The following is a 17,054-nucleotide window of genomic DNA, read 5'->3' as shown; positions in this document are numbered from 1 at the left end:
GAACTCACCGATGCACCCTGACCAGGAGTCTCCAAATGGCTGCAATTCTCTCGCTTCACGAAGCCGTGAAGCAGTTCGTACAGGACGGCGATACCGTCGCCCTCGAAGGTTTCACTCACCTGATCCCGACCGCTGCCGGCCACGAGATCATCCGTCAGGGCAAGCGCGACCTGACCCTGGTGCGCATGACGCCAGACCTGATCTACGACCAGCTGATCGGCGCCGGCTGCGCCAGCAAGCTGATCTTCTCCTGGGGCGGCAACCCAGGTGTTGGCTCGCTGCACCGCCTGCGTGACGCGGTCGAGAAGCAGTGGCCGCATGCGATCGAAATCGAAGAACACAGCCATGCCGACCTGGCCAACGCCTACGTCGCCGGTGCCTCCGGCCTGCCTTTCGCGGTACTGCGTGCCTACGCAGGCTCCGACCTGCCGAAGGTCAACCCGCTGATCAAGAGCGTGGCCTGCCCGTTCACCGGCGAAGTGCTGGCCGCCGTACCGTCGGTACGCCCGGATGTAACCGTGATCCACGCACAGAAGGCCGACCGCAAGGGCAACGTGCTGCTGTGGGGCATTCTGGGCGTGCAGAAGGAAGCAGCCCTGGCGGCCAAGCGCTGCATCGTCACGGTCGAGGAGATCGTCGACGACCTGCAGGCGCCGATGAACGCGTGCGTCCTGCCGACCTGGGCGCTGAGCGCCGTTTGCCTGGTACCCGGTGGCGCACACCCGTCCTACGCCCATGGCTACTACGAGCGTGACAACCGCTTCTACCAGGCCTGGGACCCGATCGCGCGCAACCGCGAGACGTTCAGTGCCTGGATCGATACCTACATCCGTGGTACCGCCGATTTCAACGAATTCAAGGCCAAGCTGGCCAGCGCTGCGGAGGCTGCACAATGAGCTACTCCACCTCTGAAATGATGACCGTGGCCGCCGCCCGCCGCCTGCGCAACGGTGCTGTGTGCTTCGTCGGTATCGGCCTGCCGTCCAAGGCCGCCAACCTGGCGCGCCTGACCTCGTCGCCAGACGTGGTACTGATCTACGAATCTGGCCCGATCGGCGCCAAGCCAAGCGTGCTGCCACTGTCGATCGGCGATGGCGAACTGGCCGAAACCGCAGACACCGTGGTCCCGACCGGCGAGATCTTCCGCTACTGGCTGCAGGGTGGCCGCATCGACGTGGGCTTCCTCGGCGCTGCGCAGGTTGACCGCTTCGGCAACATCAACACCACAGTGGTCGGTGACTACCACGCGCCGAAGACCCGCCTGCCGGGTGCCGGTGGCGCGCCAGAGATCGCCGGCTCCGCCAAGCAGGTGCTGATCATCCTCAAGCAGTCTCCGCGTGCCTTCGTCGACAAGCTGGACTTCATCACCTCGGTCGGTCACGGCGAGGGTGGCGATTCGCGCAAACGCCTTGGCCTGCCAGGTGAAGGCCCGGTCGGCATCATCACCGACCTGTGCATCATGGAGCCAGAAGCCGGCACCCATGAATTCGTGGTCACCGCGATTCACCCGGGTGTGACCCGCGAGCAGATCGTGGCTGCCACCGGCTGGGCGATTCGCTTTGCCGATGACGTGCAGACCAGCGCCGCACCCACCGAAGTCGAACTGACCGCCCTGCGTGACCTCGAAGCCCGTACCGCCGCGGCCCATGGCCAGGTGGCAGGAGAAGCCTGATGCGCGACGTATTCATCTGTGACGCCATCCGCACCCCAATCGGCCGCTTCGGCGGCGCCCTGGCCGGCGTGCGCGCCGATGACCTCGCGGCAGTGCCGCTGAAGGCGCTGATCGAGCGCAACCCGTCGGTGCAGTGGGATCAGGTTGACGAAGTGTTCTTCGGTTGTGCCAACCAGGCCGGTGAAGACAACCGCAACGTGGCCCGCATGGCGCTGCTGCTGGCGGGCCTGCCCGAGACCATTCCAGGCGTAACCCTAAACCGCCTGTGCGCATCGGGCATGGATGCCATCGGCACGGCGTTCCGCGCGATCGCCAGTGGCGAAATGGAACTGGCCATCGCCGGTGGCGTCGAGTCGATGTCGCGTGCACCCTTTGTGATGGGCAAGGCCGAGAGCGGCTACTCGCGCAACATGAAGCTTGAAGACACCACCATTGGTTGGCGCTTCATCAACCCGTTGATGAAAAGCCAGTACGGCGTCGATTCGATGCCGGAAACCGCCGATAACGTGGCTGACGATTACCAAGTGTCCCGCGCCGACCAGGACGCTTTCGCCCTGCGCAGCCAGCAAAAAGCCGCTGCGGCCCAGGCTGCTGGCTTCTTCGCCGAAGAGATCGTGCCGGTGCGCATTGCCCACAAAAAGGGCGAGACCGTCGTCGAGCGCGATGAGCACCTGCGCCCGGAAACCACCCTTGAAGCCTTGACCAAGCTCAAGCCGGTCAATGGCCCGGACAAGACCGTCACCGCTGGCAACGCTTCGGGTGTCAACGACGGTGCTGCGGCACTGATCCTGGCGTCGGCCGAAGCGGTGAAGAAACACGGCCTGACCCCACGGGCCCGAGTGCTGGGCATGGCCAGTGGCGGCGTTGCACCTCGGGTAATGGGCATTGGCCCGGTGCCGGCGGTGCGCAAGCTGACCGAGCGCCTGGGCGTGGCGATGAGCGACTTCGACGTGATCGAGCTGAACGAAGCGTTCGCCAGCCAAGGCCTGGCCGTGCTGCGTGAACTGGGTGTGGCCGATGATGCCCCGCACGTGAACCCCAATGGCGGCGCGATTGCCCTGGGCCACCCGCTGGGCATGAGCGGTGCGCGCCTGGTGCTGACGGCGCTGCATCAGTTGGAGAAGAGCGGCGGGCGTAAAGGCCTGGCGACCATGTGCGTGGGTGTCGGCCAAGGGTTGGCGTTGGCCATCGAGCGGGTTTGACCTGTACCGGCCTCTTCGCGGGCAAGCCCGCTCCCACAGGGGACCACGCCTCTTCTGTGGGCGCGGGCTTGCCCGCGAAGAGGCCGGCCCTGTAAGACTCAAGGCCAATTGCCAGCCTGTGAGCGGAACGAGTGTGTTACTAGGTATGTCTAGAATTACCTAGGACCCTCCAGGAGTAAAACCTCATGACCTCAACCTATTACACCGGCGAAGAACGCAGCAAGCGTATCTTCGCAATCGTGGGTGCCTCTTCAGGCAACCTGGTGGAATGGTTCGACTTCTACGTCTATGCCTTCTGCGCGATCTACTTCGCCCCGGCCTTCTTCCCCTCCGACGACCCCACCGTGCAGTTGCTCAACACCGCAGGTGTATTCGCTGCGGGCTTCCTGATGCGCCCCATTGGTGGCTGGATCTTTGGCCGCCTGGCCGATCGCCATGGCCGCAAGAATTCCCTGATGATTTCGGTGCTAATGATGTGCGCCGGGTCCTTGATGATCGCCTGCCTGCCAACATACGACAGCATTGGTACCTGGGCGCCGGCGCTGCTGTTGCTCGCCCGCTTGATCCAGGGGTTGTCGGTGGGCGGCGAGTACGGCACCACCGCCACCTACATGAGTGAAGTGGCACTGCGTGGCCAGCGCGGCTTCTTCGCCTCATTCCAGTACGTAACCCTGATCGGCGGCCAGCTGTTGGCGGTGCTGGTGGTGGTGATCCTGCAGCAGTTGCTGACCGAGGATGAGCTACGCGCCTGGGGCTGGCGCATTCCGTTCGTGGTCGGCGCGGTGGCCGCACTGATCTCGCTGATGCTGCGTCGCTCGCTGCACGAAACCAGCAACGCCGAGACCCGCAATGACAAGGACGCCGGCTCGATCAGCGGGCTGTTCCGCAACCATGCTGCAGCGTTTATCACTGTGCTGGGTTACACCGCCGGCGGTTCGCTGATTTTCTACACCTTCACCACCTACATGCAGAAGTACCTGGTCAACACGGCCGGGATGAACGCCAAGAGCGCCAGCTATGTGATGACGGGCGCGCTGTTCCTGTTCATGATCCTGCAGCCGTTCTTCGGCATGCTCTCCGACCGTATCGGCCGACGTAACTCCATGCTGCTGTTCGGCGCCCTGGGTACGCTGTTCACTGTGCCCCTGTTGATGGCACTGAAGACCGTGACCAGCCCGTTCCTGGCCTTCGTGCTGATCAGCCTGGCCTTGTGTATCGTCAGTTTCTACACCTCGATCAGCGGCCTGGTAAAAGCGGAGATGTTCCCGCCGCAGGTGCGCGCACTGGGGGTGGGCCTTGCGTATGCGGTGGCCAACGCCATGTTCGGCGGGTCTGCCGAATATGTGGCCTTGGGCCTGAAGACGCTGGGCATGGAAAACACCTTTTACTGGTACGTGACGGCCATGATGGCGGTGGCTTTCTTGTTCAGCCTGCGCCTGCCCAAGCAGGCGGCGTACCTGCACCATGACGATTAAGGACCTGCAATGACGTACCGTGCGGACAACCAGCTGTTCGATGCCTACTTCACCGCGCCGGCCATGCGCGAGATTTTCTCTGACCGTGGCCGCCTGCAGGGCATGCTCGATTTCGAAGCCGCCCTGGCCCGCGCCGAAGCGGCCGCCGGGCTGGTGCCGCACAGCGCGGTGGCGGCCATCGAAGCGGCCTGCAAGGCCGAGCGCTACGACGCCCACGCCCTGGCCGATGCCATCGCCAGTGCCGGCAACTCGGCGATTCCGCTGGTCAAAGCACTGGGCAAGGTGATCGCCAGCGGCGTCCCTGAGGCCGAGCGCTACGTGCACCTGGGCGCCACCAGCCAGGACGCCATGGATACCGGGTTGGTCCTGCAGTTGCGCGATGCCCTCGACCTGATCGAGGCGGACCTTGGCCAACTGGCCGAGACGCTGTCGCGCCAGGCCTTGCAGCATGCCGATACACCGCTGGTAGGGCGCACCTGGCTACAACATGCCACGCCGGTCACCCTGGGCATGAAACTGGCCGGTGTGCTGGGCGCGTTGACCCGCCATCGCCAGCGGCTCCAGGAACTGCGCCCGCGTCTGTTGTGCCTGCAGTTTGGCGGTGCTTCCGGCAGCCTGGCGGCGTTGGGCAGCAAAGCCATGCCGGTGGCCGAGGGGTTGGCCGAGCAGCTCAACCTGCACTTGCCCGAGCAACCGTGGCACACCCAGCGCGATCGTTTGGTGGAGTTTGCCTCGGTGCTGGGCCTGATCGCCGGCAGCCTGGGCAAGTTCGGTCGCGACATCAGCCTGCTGATGCAGACCGAAGCGGGGGAGGTGTTCGAACCGTCCGCGCCGGGCAAGGGTGGCTCCTCGACCATGCCGCACAAGCGCAACCCGGTGGGCGCCGCCGTGCTGATCGGCGCTGCGACGCGGGTGCCTGGCCTGTTGTCGACGCTGTTTGCCGCCATGCCTCAAGAGCATGAGCGCAGCCTGGGTTTGTGGCATGCCGAATGGGAAACCCTGCCGGATATCTGCTGCCTGGTCTCTGGCGCCCTGCGCCAGGCCCAGGTGATCGCCGAAGGCATGCAGGTCGATGCCGAGCGCATGCGCCGCAACCTCGACCTGACCCAGGGCCTGGTGCTGGCCGAGGCGGTCAGCATCGTCCTGGCCCAGCGCCTGGGCCGTGACCGCGCCCACCACTTGCTTGAGCAGTGCTGCCAGCGCGCCGTTGCCGAGCAGCGCCACCTGCGCGCGGTCCTCGGCGACGAGCCGCAGGTCAGTGCCGAACTGTCGGCGGAAGAACTCGATCGCCTGCTCGACCCTGCCCATTACCTCGGCCAGGCCCGCGTCTGGGTGGCGCGCGCCGTGGCTGAACATCAACGTTTCACTGCCTGAAGGAGACTGCTGTGGCACATTTGCAACTGGCCGATGGCGTACTGAACTATCAAATCGATGGCCCGGCGGATGCTCCGGTGCTGGTCCTGTCCAACTCGCTCGGCACCGACCTGGGCATGTGGGACACGCAGATCCCGTTGTGGAGCGAGCATTTCCGGGTGCTGCGCTACGACACCCGTGGCCACGGCGCTTCGCTGGTGACCGAGGGGCCGTACAATGTCGAGCAGCTTGGCCGCGATGTGCTGGCCTTGCTCGACGCCCTGGACATCCAAAAGGCGCATTTTGTTGGCCTGTCGATGGGCGGCCTGATCGGCCAGTGGCTGGGCATCAACGCGGGCGAGCGCCTGTCGAGCCTGACCCTGTGCAACACCGCCGCCAAGATCGGTAACGACGAGGTCTGGAACCCGCGCATCGACACCGTGCTCAAGGATGGCCAGCAGGCCATGGTCAACCTGCGCGATGCTTCTATCGCTCGCTGGTTCACCCCGGCCTTCGCCGAAACCCAGCCTGAGCAAGCCCAGCGGATCTGCCAGATGCTGGCGCAGACCAGCCCTGAGGGGTATGCCGCCAACTGTGCGGCGGTGCGCGATGCCGATTACCGCGAACAATTGAGCCGCATCCAGGTGCCGACACTGATCGTGGCGGGTACCGCAGACGTGGTGACCACGCCGGAACATGGCCGCTTCATGCAGGCCGGTATTGTCGGCGCAGAGTATGTCGACTTCCCGGCTGCTCACCTGTCCAACGTTGAGATTGGCGAGCGCTTCAGCCGCCGTGTGCTCGACTTCCTGCTGGCCCACTGAGGACAACGCCATGGACGAGAAACAACGCTACGACGCCGGTATGCAGGTGCGCCGCGCGGTGCTGGGCGATGCCCACGTGGACCGCAGCCTGGAGAAGCTCAACGACTTCAATGGCGAGTTCCAGGAAATGATCACCCGCCATGCCTGGGGTGATATCTGGACCCGCCCCGGCCTGCCGCGCCACACCCGCAGCCTGATCACCATCGCCATGCTGATCGGCATGAACCGTAACGACGAGCTCAAGCTGCACCTGCGGGCCGCTGCCAACAATGGCGTGACCCGCGACGAGATCAAGGAAGTGTTGATGCAGAGCGCGATCTACTGCGGTATTCCGGCGGCCAATGCCACCTTCCACCTGGCGGAGTCAGTGTGGGATGAGCTGGGGGTCGAGTCGCGCGCTTGATCCTTGCGGTTTTGTAGGAGCGCCCTTTCGCGACGCAAGGCCGCTCCTACACCGACCTCAGTGCTACCGGCCCGGCGTTGGCCTCTACGGCCTGTTTCAGCGCTGGGCACAACCCCAGCATGAATGCCGCTTCCGCCACCACGAACAACGGCCCGATGATCAGCCCGCTGATATCGTCGACGAACGCCGGCTTGCGGCCCTCGTAATAGTGGCCGACGAACTGGATGATCCAGCCCACCACGAATGCCCCCAGCCCGGCACCCAGCCACAGCCCGGTGCTTTGCACCGCCAGTACCTGGCCAGCCCACAGGCATAACCCCAGCAGTAGGCCCATGACCAGCCCGAAGCGCAGGTCCAGGCGCAAGTAGAACCACACCGAAGCCGCTGCGGCCAGCAGGGCGGGTGACAGCCACATGCCTGCAATGTCCCAGCCTGGGCGCGACAGCAGGATGGTCACCGCCAGCACGATCAGTGGAATACCGACGAAATGGGTGGCGATATTGCGGGGGTCGCGGTGGTAGTTGGCGTATTGGCTCAGGTGCTCGACGAGGTTTTTCATTGTTGTGCCTCCCTGGTTTGCCTGATCGGATTTTGCTGCCTGTGCCGGCCTCTTCGCGGGCAAGCCCGCTCCCACAGAACCTCGCTGCCCTCAGGTTGGGCCCCCTCCGGTGGGAGCGGGCTTGCCCGCGAAAAGGCCGGCACAGGCAACCTATAGTGCTCAGGATAGCCTGCTGCCCACCATCATCATCCGTTCAGCGAATAGCGGCACTGCGCAGGGGCGCATCCAGCCCTACCAGGGTCTCGATCATTGCCCGCGCCGCCGGTGACAACCGATAGCCGCTGCGGCTGACCACACCACAACGCACGCTGAGCACCTCCAGCGCTGGCGGCAGGTTGCGCCAGTGCAGGCGCACCAGGCGGCCGGCAGCCAGGTCTTCGGCAACGGCTTCTTCGCTGGCGGTGCCGATCGCATCGCTGGCCTGCACCACGCTGCGCAGCACCGCCAGGTGCTCGGTCTGCAGGTGCGGGGTAAAGTCGCTGCGCCCGCTCAGGTTGGCCAGGCGCTTGCGTACACCAGGCGCGAGCAGGGCGCTGGCCAGCGGGTAGGTGAACAGGTCGTTGGTCGACAAGCTGTCCTTGGCCAGCAGTGGGTGGCCGGGGCGGCAGAAGAACAGGCCGGGCCGTGGCGAAAGGGGCTCGGTATGGAAGTTGGGGTCGGCCTCGAAGGGGCGGATGTCGTCGACGAAAAACTCGATCTGCTCACGGCGCAATGCCTGGCCGAGGCGCTCGGCATTGTCCACCAGCAGCGCGGTGCGGATACCCGGGTGGCTGTCGATGAAGTGGCGCAAGGCTTCGGGGACCAGGCGGACGGCCAGGGCCGGGCCGCTGCCGAAGTGCAGCTCGCCCGCGTCGAGTTTGGTCATCTGCAGCACTTCGTTGCTCAGTTGCGCGGCGCCTTGCACCAGGCGGCGTGCGTGCTGCAGCACCACCAGGCCTTCGGGGGTGGGCGGTAATGCTTTGCTGGCGCGGTCTACCAAAGGGCAACCGAAAGTCTGCTCCAGGCCCTGTATGGCGCGGCTGAAGGCAGGTTGGGTGATGCCCATGGCTTCGGCGGCGCGGACAAAACTGCGGTATTCGTTGAGGGCGATGAAGTAGCGCAGTTGACGGAGGTCCATGTCGCGGCTCTGGGGCGGGGATCAGGGCTCGATTTAAGCTGTTACAGCATATGTCGTCAACGAAGGTTTGTTTAGGTTGTTATTCGATTTGATTATTTAAGGTGTCTTCGCGGGTTGCCCGCGAAGACACCGGTGAAATTACAGCAGATTCAACGGGTAGCTCACGATCAAGCGGTTCTCATCGAATGCGTTGGTGCTGAAGTCCCGGCGCATGGTCGAGTTGCGCCATTTCAGCGAAAGGTCCTTGAAGCTGCCTGACTGCACCACGTAGGCCAGCTCTGTTTCCCGTGCCCACTCCTTGCCGTCGTCAACGCCACCTGCAGTCACGTTGTCACCCTTGATGTAGCGGTTCATCAGGGTCAGCCCCGGTACCCCGACGGTGGCGAAGTTGAAGTCATGCCGGACCTGCCAGGAGCGCTCCTTGGCGTTGTCGAAGCTTGAGTTGTAGCTGTCGTTGGCCAAAGTGCCGCCACTGGTGCCGTTGACGCGCATCCAGGCATCATCGCCACTGACCTTTTGCAGGCCGACGTAGAAGGTATGGCCCTGGTAGCGTGCCGAAAGCAGCGCCGAGGCGGTGCGGTTGTCCAGTTCGCCGGCGCGCTCGGCACCGTCTTCCTTGCCGATGAAGTAACCGAGGTTGGCGCCCAGGGTCCAGTCGCCCAGAGGCTGGCTATGGACCACGTTCAGGTACTGCTGACGGTAGATGTCCTTGAGCTGGGCATTCCACAGGCCAATCATCGTGCGTTTGTCGTTGAAGGTGTATTCACCGCCGCCGAAATTGAAGCGGTCGGAGGTGAATGCACCGCGGCCATTGAGCGACATGTCTTCCATGCTGGCATCGTTGCGCGGGCTGTTGGCGCGGAACTGGCCAGCGTACAGGGTCAGGCCGTCGATCTCCTTGGACGTGAGCTGGCCACCGCGGAAGGTCTGTGGAAGCGAGCGGCCATCATCCGAGCGCAGGATCGGCAGCACCGGCATCCATTCCCCGACTTTGAGCTCAGTCTGCGAGACCTTGGCTTTCAGGGCCACGCCCAGGCGGCCGAAATCATCTGCAGGGCGGCCGTCGTCGTGCACCGGCAGCAGGTGGGTGTTGGTGGTGCCTTTACCGCCATCGAGTTTGACCGAGTACATGCCCAGTACATCCACGCCGAAACCGACGGTGCCTTGGGTGAAGCCCGAACGGGCATCGAGGATGAAGCTCTGGGTCCATTCCTCGGCCTTGGCCTGCGGGTGCGCCGGGTCGACGAAGTTGCGGTTGATGTAGAAGTTGCGCAGGTTGAGGGTGGCCTTGGCGTCCTCCATGAAACCACCGTCGGCGGCGATAACGGGGAGGGTGCAGGACATGGCCAACAGGCCTGGCAGCAGCTGGCGTGCGGGGTACGAAATGCTCATCTGTCGTGGATCTCTTGTTTTTATGGGCGAGCCGTCGTGCTGCAGGATGCGGCCTGCAGGTGCGGGTCTTTTGATGAACGTGGGCAACGTTGCGTGAGCGGATGGTGCGGGGTTGGGAAGGGGCGAGGCAATTCGTCGCGGACGGTATGGGGCGATAATCGAACGGAATGTTCCAGTTGGTTAACTATTGTCAGTGCCGGCCTCTTCGCGGGGCAAGCCCGCTCCCACAGATGCCGCACAATTCCCAATTGCATGGAGCCTGTGGGAGCGGGCTTGCCCCGCGAAGAGGCCGGCACTGGCAACCGAAAACAAAAAGCCCACCGCGAAGGTGGGCTTGATGCTGCTACCAGATCATTCAGCCTTTCGGTGTCTGCACCGAAGCCTGCTGATTGGCCTGCCCGGTCTGCTCGTACCAGCCACCGCCGAGCGCCTTGTACAGGTTGACCTCGCTGGTCAGCTGCGACAGGCGATCACCGATCAGTGCCTGTTGGGCGCTGAACAGGTTACGTTGGGCGTCGAGGAAGGTCAGGTTGCTGTCGATACCAATCCGGTAGCGACGCTCTGCCAGGCGGTAGTAATCCTGGTTGGCTTGCACCAGGTCACGTTGCGCCTGCAGCTGCTCTTCGAAGGTCTTGCGCGCAGCCAGGCCATCGGAGACTTCCTGGAAGGCAGTCTGGATGGTCTTTTCGTACTGGGCGACGTTGATGTCCTTCTGGATCTTCGAGTAGTCCAGGCTGGCCTTCAGGCTGCCGGCGTTGAAAATCGGCAGGTTGATCTGTGGCTGGAACAGCCAGGTACCCGACCCTCCCTTGAACAGGCCGCCCATGTCCGGGCTCAAGGTCCCGGCGTTGGCGGTCAGGCTGATGCTCGGGAAGAACGCTGCACGGGCTGCGCCGATGTTGGCGTTGGCGGCCTTGAGCAGGTGCTCGGCTTCCTGGATGTCCGGGCGGCGCTGGAGGATGTCCGACGGCAGGCCGGCCGGTACTTCGGCAAGCTGGTCGGCATTGAGCTCCAGCGGCTTGGGCAGGTCGGCCGGTACGCCGGTGCCCAGCAGCACGGTCAGGCTGTTGAGGTCCTGAGCCACCAGGCGCTGGTACTGCGAGTACTTGACCCGCGCGCCTTCGACGGCAGTACGTGCCTGGCTGAGGTCGAGGGCCGAGGCTACCCCAACTTCGTTGCTGCGGCGGGTCAGGTTGTAGCTTTCCTGGTAGGTCTTCAGGGTCTCTTCGGTCAGCTTGAACAGCGCCTGGTCCGCCTGCCAGGTGTAGTAGGCGTTGGCCACGCTGGCCACCAGGGCGATCTGCGTGGAGCGTCGCGCCTGCTCGCTGGACAAGTAGGTTTCGAGGGCTTGCTCGCTCAGGCTGCGCACACGGCCGAACAGGTCCAGCTCATAGGCACTGACGCCGAGGGTGGCCGAGTACTGGCTGGTGATTTCGGCTTGGCCGGTCTGCGACGTGTTCGCCGGTACGCGCTGGCGGCTGCCGCTGCCCGTGGCCGAAACCGCCGGGAACAGGTCGGCCCGCTGGATGCGGTACTGCGCGCGGTAGGCGTCGATGTTCAGCGCCGCGACACGCAGGTCGCGGTTGTTGACCAGCGAGGTCTGGATCAGTTGCTGCAGCGCCGGGTCGTGGAAGAACTGGCGCCAGCCCTGTTCGGCGGCGGCAACGTCTGCCGACTCGGTCGGCGAGTACGCAGGGCCTTGCGGCCACTGCGCAGCCACCGGCGCATCCGGGGTCTGGTAGTCAGGAATAAGCGAGCAGCCGCCAAGAATCAAAGCAGATACCGCCAGGGACAACAAAGACTTGGTCATTGCCCAGCCTCATAACGTGGAGTTTCAGGGGTGGCGTCTGTTTCCGGCTTTTTGCTGCCGAACACCGACGACACAGCGACGAAGAATAGCGGTACCCAGAAGATTGCCAACACGGTCGCACTGATCATGCCGCCGATCACACCGGTGCCGATGGCATGCTGGCTGCCGGCGCCCGCGCCGCTGGCGATGGTCAACGGTACCACGCCGAGGATGAACGCCAGCGAGGTCATGATGATCGGGCGCAGACGCATGCGGCATGCTTCGATGGTGGCGTCATACAGGCTACGGCCCTGCTCGTGCAGTTCCTTGGCGAATTCGACGATCAGAATCGCGTTCTTCGCCGCCAGGCCAATGGTGGTCAACAGGCCGACCAGGAAGTACACGTCGTTGGACAACCCGCGCAGGCTGGTGGCGATCAGCGCACCGATGATACCCAGCGGTACTACCAGTACGACTGCGATCGGGATCGACCAGCTTTCGTACAGGGCTGCCAGGCACAGGAACACGAACAGGATCGAGAGGGCGAACAGCGCTGGCATCTGCGAGCCAGACAGTTTTTCCTCGTAGGACATACCCGTCCAGGAGAAACCGATGCCGCTAGGCAACTCGCCGACGATTCGCTCGACTTCAGCCATGGCCTCACCGGTACTGTAGCCCGGAGCCGGAGCGCCCAGCACCTCGACCGCTTCCACGCCGTTGTAACGCGACAGTTTCGGCGAACCGTAGGTCCATTCGCCCTTGGCGAAGGAGGAGAACGGCACCATCTCGCCCTTACCGTTGCGCACGTACCACTTCTGCAGGTCTTCCGGGCTCATCCGGGCGTTCGGTTCACCCTGGATGTAGACCTTCTTGACCCGACCACGGTCGATGAAGTCGTTGACGTAGCTGGCACCCAGGGCAATCGACAGGGTGTTGTTGATGTCGGCGATGGTCACGCCCAGGGCACTGGCACGTTCGTCGTCGATGGTCAGTTGGTACTGCGGCTCATCGTTCAGGCCGTTCGGGCGCACTGCCATGAGGATCTTGCTTTGTGCGGCCTTGGCCAGGAACTGGTTGCGCGCTTCCATCAGCTTGGCATGGCCAACCCCGGCGCGGTCCTGAAGGAACACGTCGAAGCCGGTGGCGTTACCCAGTTCGAGTACAGCCGGCGGGGCGAAGGCGAACACCATCGCATCGCGGAAGCTGAAGAAATGCTGCTGGGCGCGCGTAGACAGGTTGAACACGCTGTTCTCTGCCGAACGCTCCCCCCATGGCTTGAGCATGATGAACGCCATGCCCGAGCTCTGGCCGCGGCCCGCGAAGTTGAAGCCGTTCACGGTAAATACCGAAGCCACGGTGTCGGCTTCTTCCTTGAGCAGGTACTCACGCATCTGGTCGACCACCACCTGGGTGCGCTCGGCACTGGAGCCAGCCGGGGTCTGCACCTGGGCGAACAGTACGCCCTGGTCTTCTTCAGGCAAGAACGCAGTCGGGATGCGGGCGAACAGCCAGATCATGCCCACCACGATCAGGGCGTAGGCCAGCAGGAACGGCACCTTGTTGCGCAGGATGGTACCCACGCTGCGCTCGTAGCCGTTCACGCTGCGGTCGAAGTTGCGGTTGAACCAGCCGAAGAAACCGCCTTTGGCCGTGTGGTGCTCGCCCTTCTTCAGCGGCTTGAGCATGGTTGCGCACAATGCCGGGGTGAAGATCAGCGCCACCAGCACCGACAGGCCCATGGCCGAGACGATGGTGATGGAGAACTGCCGGTAGATCACACCCGTGGAGCCGCCGAAGAAGGCCATTGGCAGCAGTACCGCCGACAGCACCAGGGCAATACCCACCAGAGCACCCTGGATCTGCTCCATGGAGCGCTTGGTGGCTTCCTTGGGCGGCAAGCCTTCCTCGGACATCACCCGTTCGACGTTCTCCACCACGACGATGGCATCGTCCACCAGCAAGCCGATGGCCAGGACCATGGCGAACATGGTCAGGGTGTTGATACTGAAGCCCGCAGCGGCAAGGATGCCGAAGGTACCCAGCAACACCACCGGCACGGTCATGGTGGTGATGATGGTGGCACGGAAGTTCTGCAGGAACAGGTACATCACCAGGAACACCAGGACCACGGCTTCGATCAGGGTGTGGATTACCCCGCTGATCGATTCGGTGACCACGGGTGTGGTGTCATACGGGAACACGGCCTTCACGCCCGGCGGGAAGAACGGTTCGAGGTCGCTGATGGTCTGGCGCAGTGCCTTGGCGGTGTCCAGGGCGTTGGCGCCGGTCGCCAGCTTGACCGCCAGGCCCGAAGCAGGCTTGCCGTTGAACTGGGCGCTGACGGCGTAGTTCTCGCCGCCCAGGCCAACCTCGGCGACATCGCCCAGGCGAACCTGCGAGCCGTCGTTGTTGACCTTGAGCAGGATCTTCTCGAACTGCTCGGCGGTCTGCAGGCGGGTCTTGCCGATGATGGTGGCGTTGAGCTGGGTACCCGGCATAGCCGGCAGGCCGCCGAGCTGGCCGGACGACACCTGCACGTTCTGCGCAGCGACTGCGGTCTTGACGTCGACGGGCGTCAGCTGGAACTTGTTCAGCTTGGCCGGATCGAGCCAGATACGCATGGCGTACTGGGCACCGAACACCTGGAAGTCACCCACGCCGGCAGTCCGCGAAATCGGGTCCTGCATGTTCGAGACGATGTAGTTGGCCAAGTCGTCCTTGGTCATGCTGCCATCTTCGGACACCAGGCCGATCACCAGCAGGAAGTTTTTCACCGCCTTGGTAACGCGAATACCTTGTTGCTGGACTTCTTGCGGCAACAGCGGGGTGGCCAGGTTCAGCTTGTTCTGAACCTGAACCTGCGCGGTGTCGGCGTTGGTGCCTTGCTCGAAGGTGGCGGTGATGGTCATGCTGCCGTCGGAGTTACTCTCCGAAGACACATAACGCAGGTTGTCGATACCGTTGAGCTGCTGCTCGATGACCTGCACCACGGTGTCCTGCACCGTCTGCGCCGAGGCGCCCGGGTAGGACACGGCGATGGCGATGGCCGGTGGCGCGATGCTCGGGTACTGGTTGATCGGCAACTTCAGGATCGACAGTGCCCCGACCAGCATGATCACCAAGGCGATCACCCAGGCGAAGATCGGGCGATCGATAAAGAACTTCGACATGGTTTACTCCGCTTTGGCGTCTACTTTCGCCGCGTTGGCCTGATCAGGGCTGGCCGGCTTATTGACGTTGGTGGCTTCGCTGACCTTGACCTCGACACCTGGGCGTACGTACTGCAGGCCTTCGGTGATCAGGCGGTCGCCTGCGTTCAGGCCTTCCTCGATCAGCCAGTCACTGCCCAGGGTACGGCTGGCCTTGAGCTGGCGCAGTTCGACCTTGTTTTCCTGGTTGACCACCAGTGCGGTCGGTGCGCCCTTGAGGTCGCGGGTCACGCCCTGCTGTGGGGCCAGGATGGCGTTGGCGTTGACCCCGGCGCGCAGGCGGGCATGCACGAACATGCCTGGCAGCAGGGTGTGGTCGGGGTTCGGGAAGATCGCGCGCAAGGTCACCGAACCGGTGGTCTCGTCGACCGCGACTTCGGAGAACTCCAGGCGACCTTGCTGTTTGAACAGGCTGCCGTCTTCGAGGACCAGTTGCACCGAGGCGGCGTTATCGCCGGCCTTCTGCAACTGACCGCTTTCCAGGTCACGGCGCAGCTTGAGCAGCTCGGCGGTGGACTGGGTGACGTCGACGTAGACCGGGTCGAGTTGCTGGATGGTGGCCATGGCGTTGGTCTGGCCATTGCTCACCAGCGCGCCCTCGGTGAACGTGGAACGGCCGATGCGGCCGCTGATCGGTGCCAGAACCTTGGTGTAGCGCAGGTCGATCTGGGCACTTTTCAGTGCAGCTTCTGCCTGCAATCGTTTGGCATTGGCGTCGTCGTATTCCTGCTTGGAGACAGCCTGTTCATCGATCAGCTGCTTGTAGCGCTCGGCGAGCGAGCGGGTCGCCTGCAGGTTGGCCTGGGCATTGGCCAGGTTGGCCTCGTAGACGGCAGGGTCGATCTGGTACAGCTGCTGGCCTTCCTTGACGTCGCTGCCTTCCTTGAACAGGCGCTTGAGAATGATGCCATTGACCTGCGGGCGCACTTCGGCGACGCGATAGGACGTGGTACGCCCCGGCAATTCCGAGGTCAGGGTGAAGGTTTGTGGCTGGAGGGTCACGACGCCGACCTGAGGAGCCTGCGCCGCGGGCGCTGCTTCTTCTTTCTTGCAGCCACTGAGCAGAGTTGCCAGGGCGACGGCGGAAACCAGAGCGGTAACGGCTGGCTTGAATTGCATGAGGATCCTCGGGTCGCTGGAGCAGGAGACGCTCAAGAGTAATGGAAGAGTCTGATCAGAAAAATGCTATCCGGTGGATAAATAGCTTGCTAAGGAATATACTTACATTCATGGTTGTTTGTAAATACCGCTGGGGGAGTAGTTGATTACTCCCCCAGCCCTTGATTAGCCCATCCGGGAGACGCCCTGCAGAGGCGACCCCGGCGGTTTCCCCGAGCGCGCCGCGCGCCCGGGCCCAGATGAGGTTGTACTGCCATGGTCCGTAGAACCAAAGAAGAAGCCCAGGAAACCCGCGCCCAGATCATCGAGGCGGCGGAAAAGGCCTTCTACAAGCGCGGGGTTGCGCGAACCACCTTGGCTGACATTGCCGAACTGGCGGGTGTGACCCGAGGTGCGATCTACTGGCACTTCAATAACAAGGCGGAACTGGTGCAGGCGCTGCTCGACAGCCTGCACGAAGCGCATGACCACCTGGCCCGCGCCAGCGAAAGCGAGGACGAACTCGACCCGTTGGGTTGCATGCGCAAGCTGCTGCTGCAAGTGTTCAACGAGCTGGTGCTCGATGCCCGAACCCGGCGTATCAACGAAATCCTGCATCACAAGTGCGAGTTCACCGATGACATGTGTGAAATTCGCCAGCAGCGCCAGAGCACGGTGCTGGATTGCCACAAGGGCATTACCCTGGCGCTTGCCAATGCAGTGCGCCGGGGCCAGTTGCCTGCCGAGCTGGATGCCGAGCGCGCGGCGGTGGCCATGTTTGCCTATGTCGATGGCCTGATCGGGCGCTGGTTGCTGCTGCCGGACAGTTTCGATCTGCTGCGTGATGTCGAAAAATGGGTCGACACCGGGCTGGATATGCTGCGCTTGAGCCCGGCTCTGCGCAAATGACTCTTTGTTAAGGATTGTGAGGGAGTGTTTCCTCATTGTATTAACGGGGCAT

14 protein-coding genes are annotated in these 17,054 nt (G+C 63.5%); 8 read left to right on the top strand and 6 right to left on the bottom strand.

The features are described 5' to 3' along the window. Positions 1-35: 35 nt before the first annotated feature. From ACSSU5_RS05700 to pcaC, 7 genes are all read left to right on the top strand, one after another. Positions 36-896 (top strand): CoA transferase subunit A, encoded by an 861-nt coding sequence (locus tag ACSSU5_RS05700; RefSeq protein ID WP_264311762.1) that lies wholly within the window; start codon positions 36-38, stop codon positions 894-896. Then, positions 893-1,672 carry a CoA-transferase subunit beta gene (locus tag ACSSU5_RS05695; RefSeq protein WP_264311763.1) on the top strand — a complete coding sequence of 260 codons (780 nt, stop codon included), beginning with the start codon at positions 893-895 and terminating at the stop codon, positions 1,670-1,672. The genes ACSSU5_RS05700 and ACSSU5_RS05695 overlap by 4 nt, the downstream gene beginning before the upstream one ends. Then, positions 1,669-2,874: a 3-oxoadipyl-CoA thiolase gene (gene pcaF / locus ACSSU5_RS05690; RefSeq protein ID WP_264313873.1), complete on the top strand. Its 1,206-nt coding sequence runs from the start codon at positions 1,669-1,671 to the stop codon at positions 2,872-2,874. The genes ACSSU5_RS05695 and pcaF overlap by 4 nt, the downstream gene beginning before the upstream one ends. Before the next feature lie 185 nt (positions 2,875-3,059). After that, positions 3,060-4,349 carry an MFS family transporter gene (locus ACSSU5_RS05685; protein ID WP_492560778.1) on the top strand — a complete coding sequence of 430 codons (1,290 nt, stop codon included), beginning with the start codon at positions 3,060-3,062 and terminating at the stop codon, positions 4,347-4,349. A 9-nt stretch (positions 4,350-4,358) separates the two neighbouring features. Then, on the top strand, positions 4,359-5,723 hold the full coding sequence (locus tag ACSSU5_RS05680; RefSeq protein WP_264311765.1) for a 3-carboxy-cis,cis-muconate cycloisomerase: 1,365 nt from the start codon (positions 4,359-4,361) through the stop codon (positions 5,721-5,723). An 11-nt stretch (positions 5,724-5,734) separates the two neighbouring features. Then, entirely contained in the window at positions 5,735-6,526 is a 792-nt protein-coding gene (gene pcaD, locus ACSSU5_RS05675) for a 3-oxoadipate enol-lactonase (RefSeq protein WP_264311766.1), read from the top strand. 10 nt (positions 6,527-6,536) lie between these two features. Beyond that, positions 6,537-6,929, top strand: a complete 393-nt coding sequence (gene pcaC, locus ACSSU5_RS05670) for a 4-carboxymuconolactone decarboxylase (RefSeq protein ID WP_027594092.1) — start codon at positions 6,537-6,539, stop codon at positions 6,927-6,929. A gap of 46 nt (positions 6,930-6,975) precedes the next feature. On the opposite strand, the gene ACSSU5_RS05665 is transcribed toward pcaC, so the two are convergent. The 6 genes from ACSSU5_RS05665 to ttgA all read right to left on the bottom strand — a co-directional run bounded on the left by ACSSU5_RS05665 (position 6,976) and on the right by ttgA (position 16,114). After that, positions 6,976-7,488, bottom strand: a complete 513-nt coding sequence (locus ACSSU5_RS05665) for an Mpo1 family 2-hydroxy fatty acid dioxygenase (protein ID WP_492560777.1) — start codon at positions 7,486-7,488, stop codon at positions 6,976-6,978. Positions 7,489-7,681: 193 nt separating this feature from the next. Continuing rightward, complete coding sequence (locus ACSSU5_RS05660) at positions 7,682-8,605, bottom strand: LysR family transcriptional regulator (RefSeq protein ID WP_047583969.1); 924 nt, start codon at positions 8,603-8,605, stop codon at positions 7,682-7,684. A gap of 138 nt (positions 8,606-8,743) precedes the next feature. Then, entirely contained in the window at positions 8,744-9,997 is a 1,254-nt protein-coding gene (locus ACSSU5_RS05655; RefSeq protein ID WP_492560776.1) for an OprD family porin, read from the bottom strand. A 355-nt stretch (positions 9,998-10,352) separates the two neighbouring features. After that, positions 10,353-11,807 (bottom strand): AdeC/AdeK/OprM family multidrug efflux complex outer membrane factor, encoded by a 1,455-nt coding sequence (locus ACSSU5_RS05650; RefSeq protein ID WP_264311769.1) that lies wholly within the window; start codon positions 11,805-11,807, stop codon positions 10,353-10,355. Beyond that, positions 11,804-14,956 carry a multidrug efflux RND transporter permease subunit TtgB gene (ttgB, locus tag ACSSU5_RS05645; protein WP_264311770.1) on the bottom strand — a complete coding sequence of 1,051 codons (3,153 nt, stop codon included), beginning with the start codon at positions 14,954-14,956 and terminating at the stop codon, positions 11,804-11,806. The genes ACSSU5_RS05650 and ttgB overlap by 4 nt, the downstream gene beginning before the upstream one ends. A 3-nt stretch (positions 14,957-14,959) precedes the next feature. Continuing rightward, positions 14,960-16,114: a toluene efflux RND transporter periplasmic adaptor subunit TtgA gene (ttgA, locus tag ACSSU5_RS05640; RefSeq protein ID WP_492560775.1), complete on the bottom strand. Its 1,155-nt coding sequence runs from the start codon at positions 16,112-16,114 to the stop codon at positions 14,960-14,962. 255 nt (positions 16,115-16,369) lie between these two features. Here ttgA and ttgR point away from each other — a divergent pair, with 255 nt between their 5' ends. Next, the gene (gene ttgR / locus ACSSU5_RS05635) at positions 16,370-17,002 is read left to right on the top strand and encodes an efflux transport transcriptional regulator TtgR (RefSeq protein ID WP_264311772.1); all 633 of its coding nucleotides are present in this window, start codon (positions 16,370-16,372) and stop codon (positions 17,000-17,002) included. The last annotated feature ends 52 nt before the right edge of the window (positions 17,003-17,054 follow it).

This window comes from Pseudomonas sp. E1MeOHC2, assembly GCF_058745025.1.
This window is presented reverse-complemented; position numbering and strand designations above follow the sequence as displayed.

What these genes read in the sequence shown, in the direction of transcription:
- ACSSU5_RS05700 (WP_264311762.1), top strand. Translation starts at nt 36, where the DNA reads ATGGCTGCAATTCTCTCGCTTCACGAAGCCGTGAAGCAGTTCGTACAG.
- ACSSU5_RS05695 (WP_264311763.1), top strand. Translation starts at nt 893, where the DNA reads ATGAGCTACTCCACCTCTGAAATGATGACCGTGGCCGCCGCCCGCCGC.
- ACSSU5_RS05685 (WP_492560778.1), top strand. Translation starts at nt 3,060, where the DNA reads ATGACCTCAACCTATTACACCGGCGAAGAACGCAGCAAGCGTATCTTC.
- ACSSU5_RS05680 (WP_264311765.1), top strand. Translation starts at nt 4,359, where the DNA reads ATGACGTACCGTGCGGACAACCAGCTGTTCGATGCCTACTTCACCGCG.
- pcaC (WP_027594092.1), top strand. Translation starts at nt 6,537, where the DNA reads ATGGACGAGAAACAACGCTACGACGCCGGTATGCAGGTGCGCCGCGCG.
- ACSSU5_RS05665 (WP_492560777.1), bottom strand. Translation starts at nt 7,488, where the DNA reads ATGAAAAACCTCGTCGAGCACCTGAGCCAATACGCCAACTACCACCGC.
- ACSSU5_RS05660 (WP_047583969.1), bottom strand. Translation starts at nt 8,605, where the DNA reads ATGGACCTCCGTCAACTGCGCTACTTCATCGCCCTCAACGAATACCGC.
- ACSSU5_RS05655 (WP_492560776.1), bottom strand. Translation starts at nt 9,997, where the DNA reads ATGAGCATTTCGTACCCCGCACGCCAGCTGCTGCCAGGCCTGTTGGCC.
- ACSSU5_RS05650 (WP_264311769.1), bottom strand. Translation starts at nt 11,807, where the DNA reads ATGACCAAGTCTTTGTTGTCCCTGGCGGTATCTGCTTTGATTCTTGGC.
- ttgB (WP_264311770.1), bottom strand. Translation starts at nt 14,956, where the DNA reads ATGTCGAAGTTCTTTATCGATCGCCCGATCTTCGCCTGGGTGATCGCC.
- ttgA (WP_492560775.1), bottom strand. Translation starts at nt 16,114, where the DNA reads ATGCAATTCAAGCCAGCCGTTACCGCTCTGGTTTCCGCCGTCGCCCTG.
- ttgR (WP_264311772.1), top strand. Translation starts at nt 16,370, where the DNA reads ATGGTCCGTAGAACCAAAGAAGAAGCCCAGGAAACCCGCGCCCAGATC.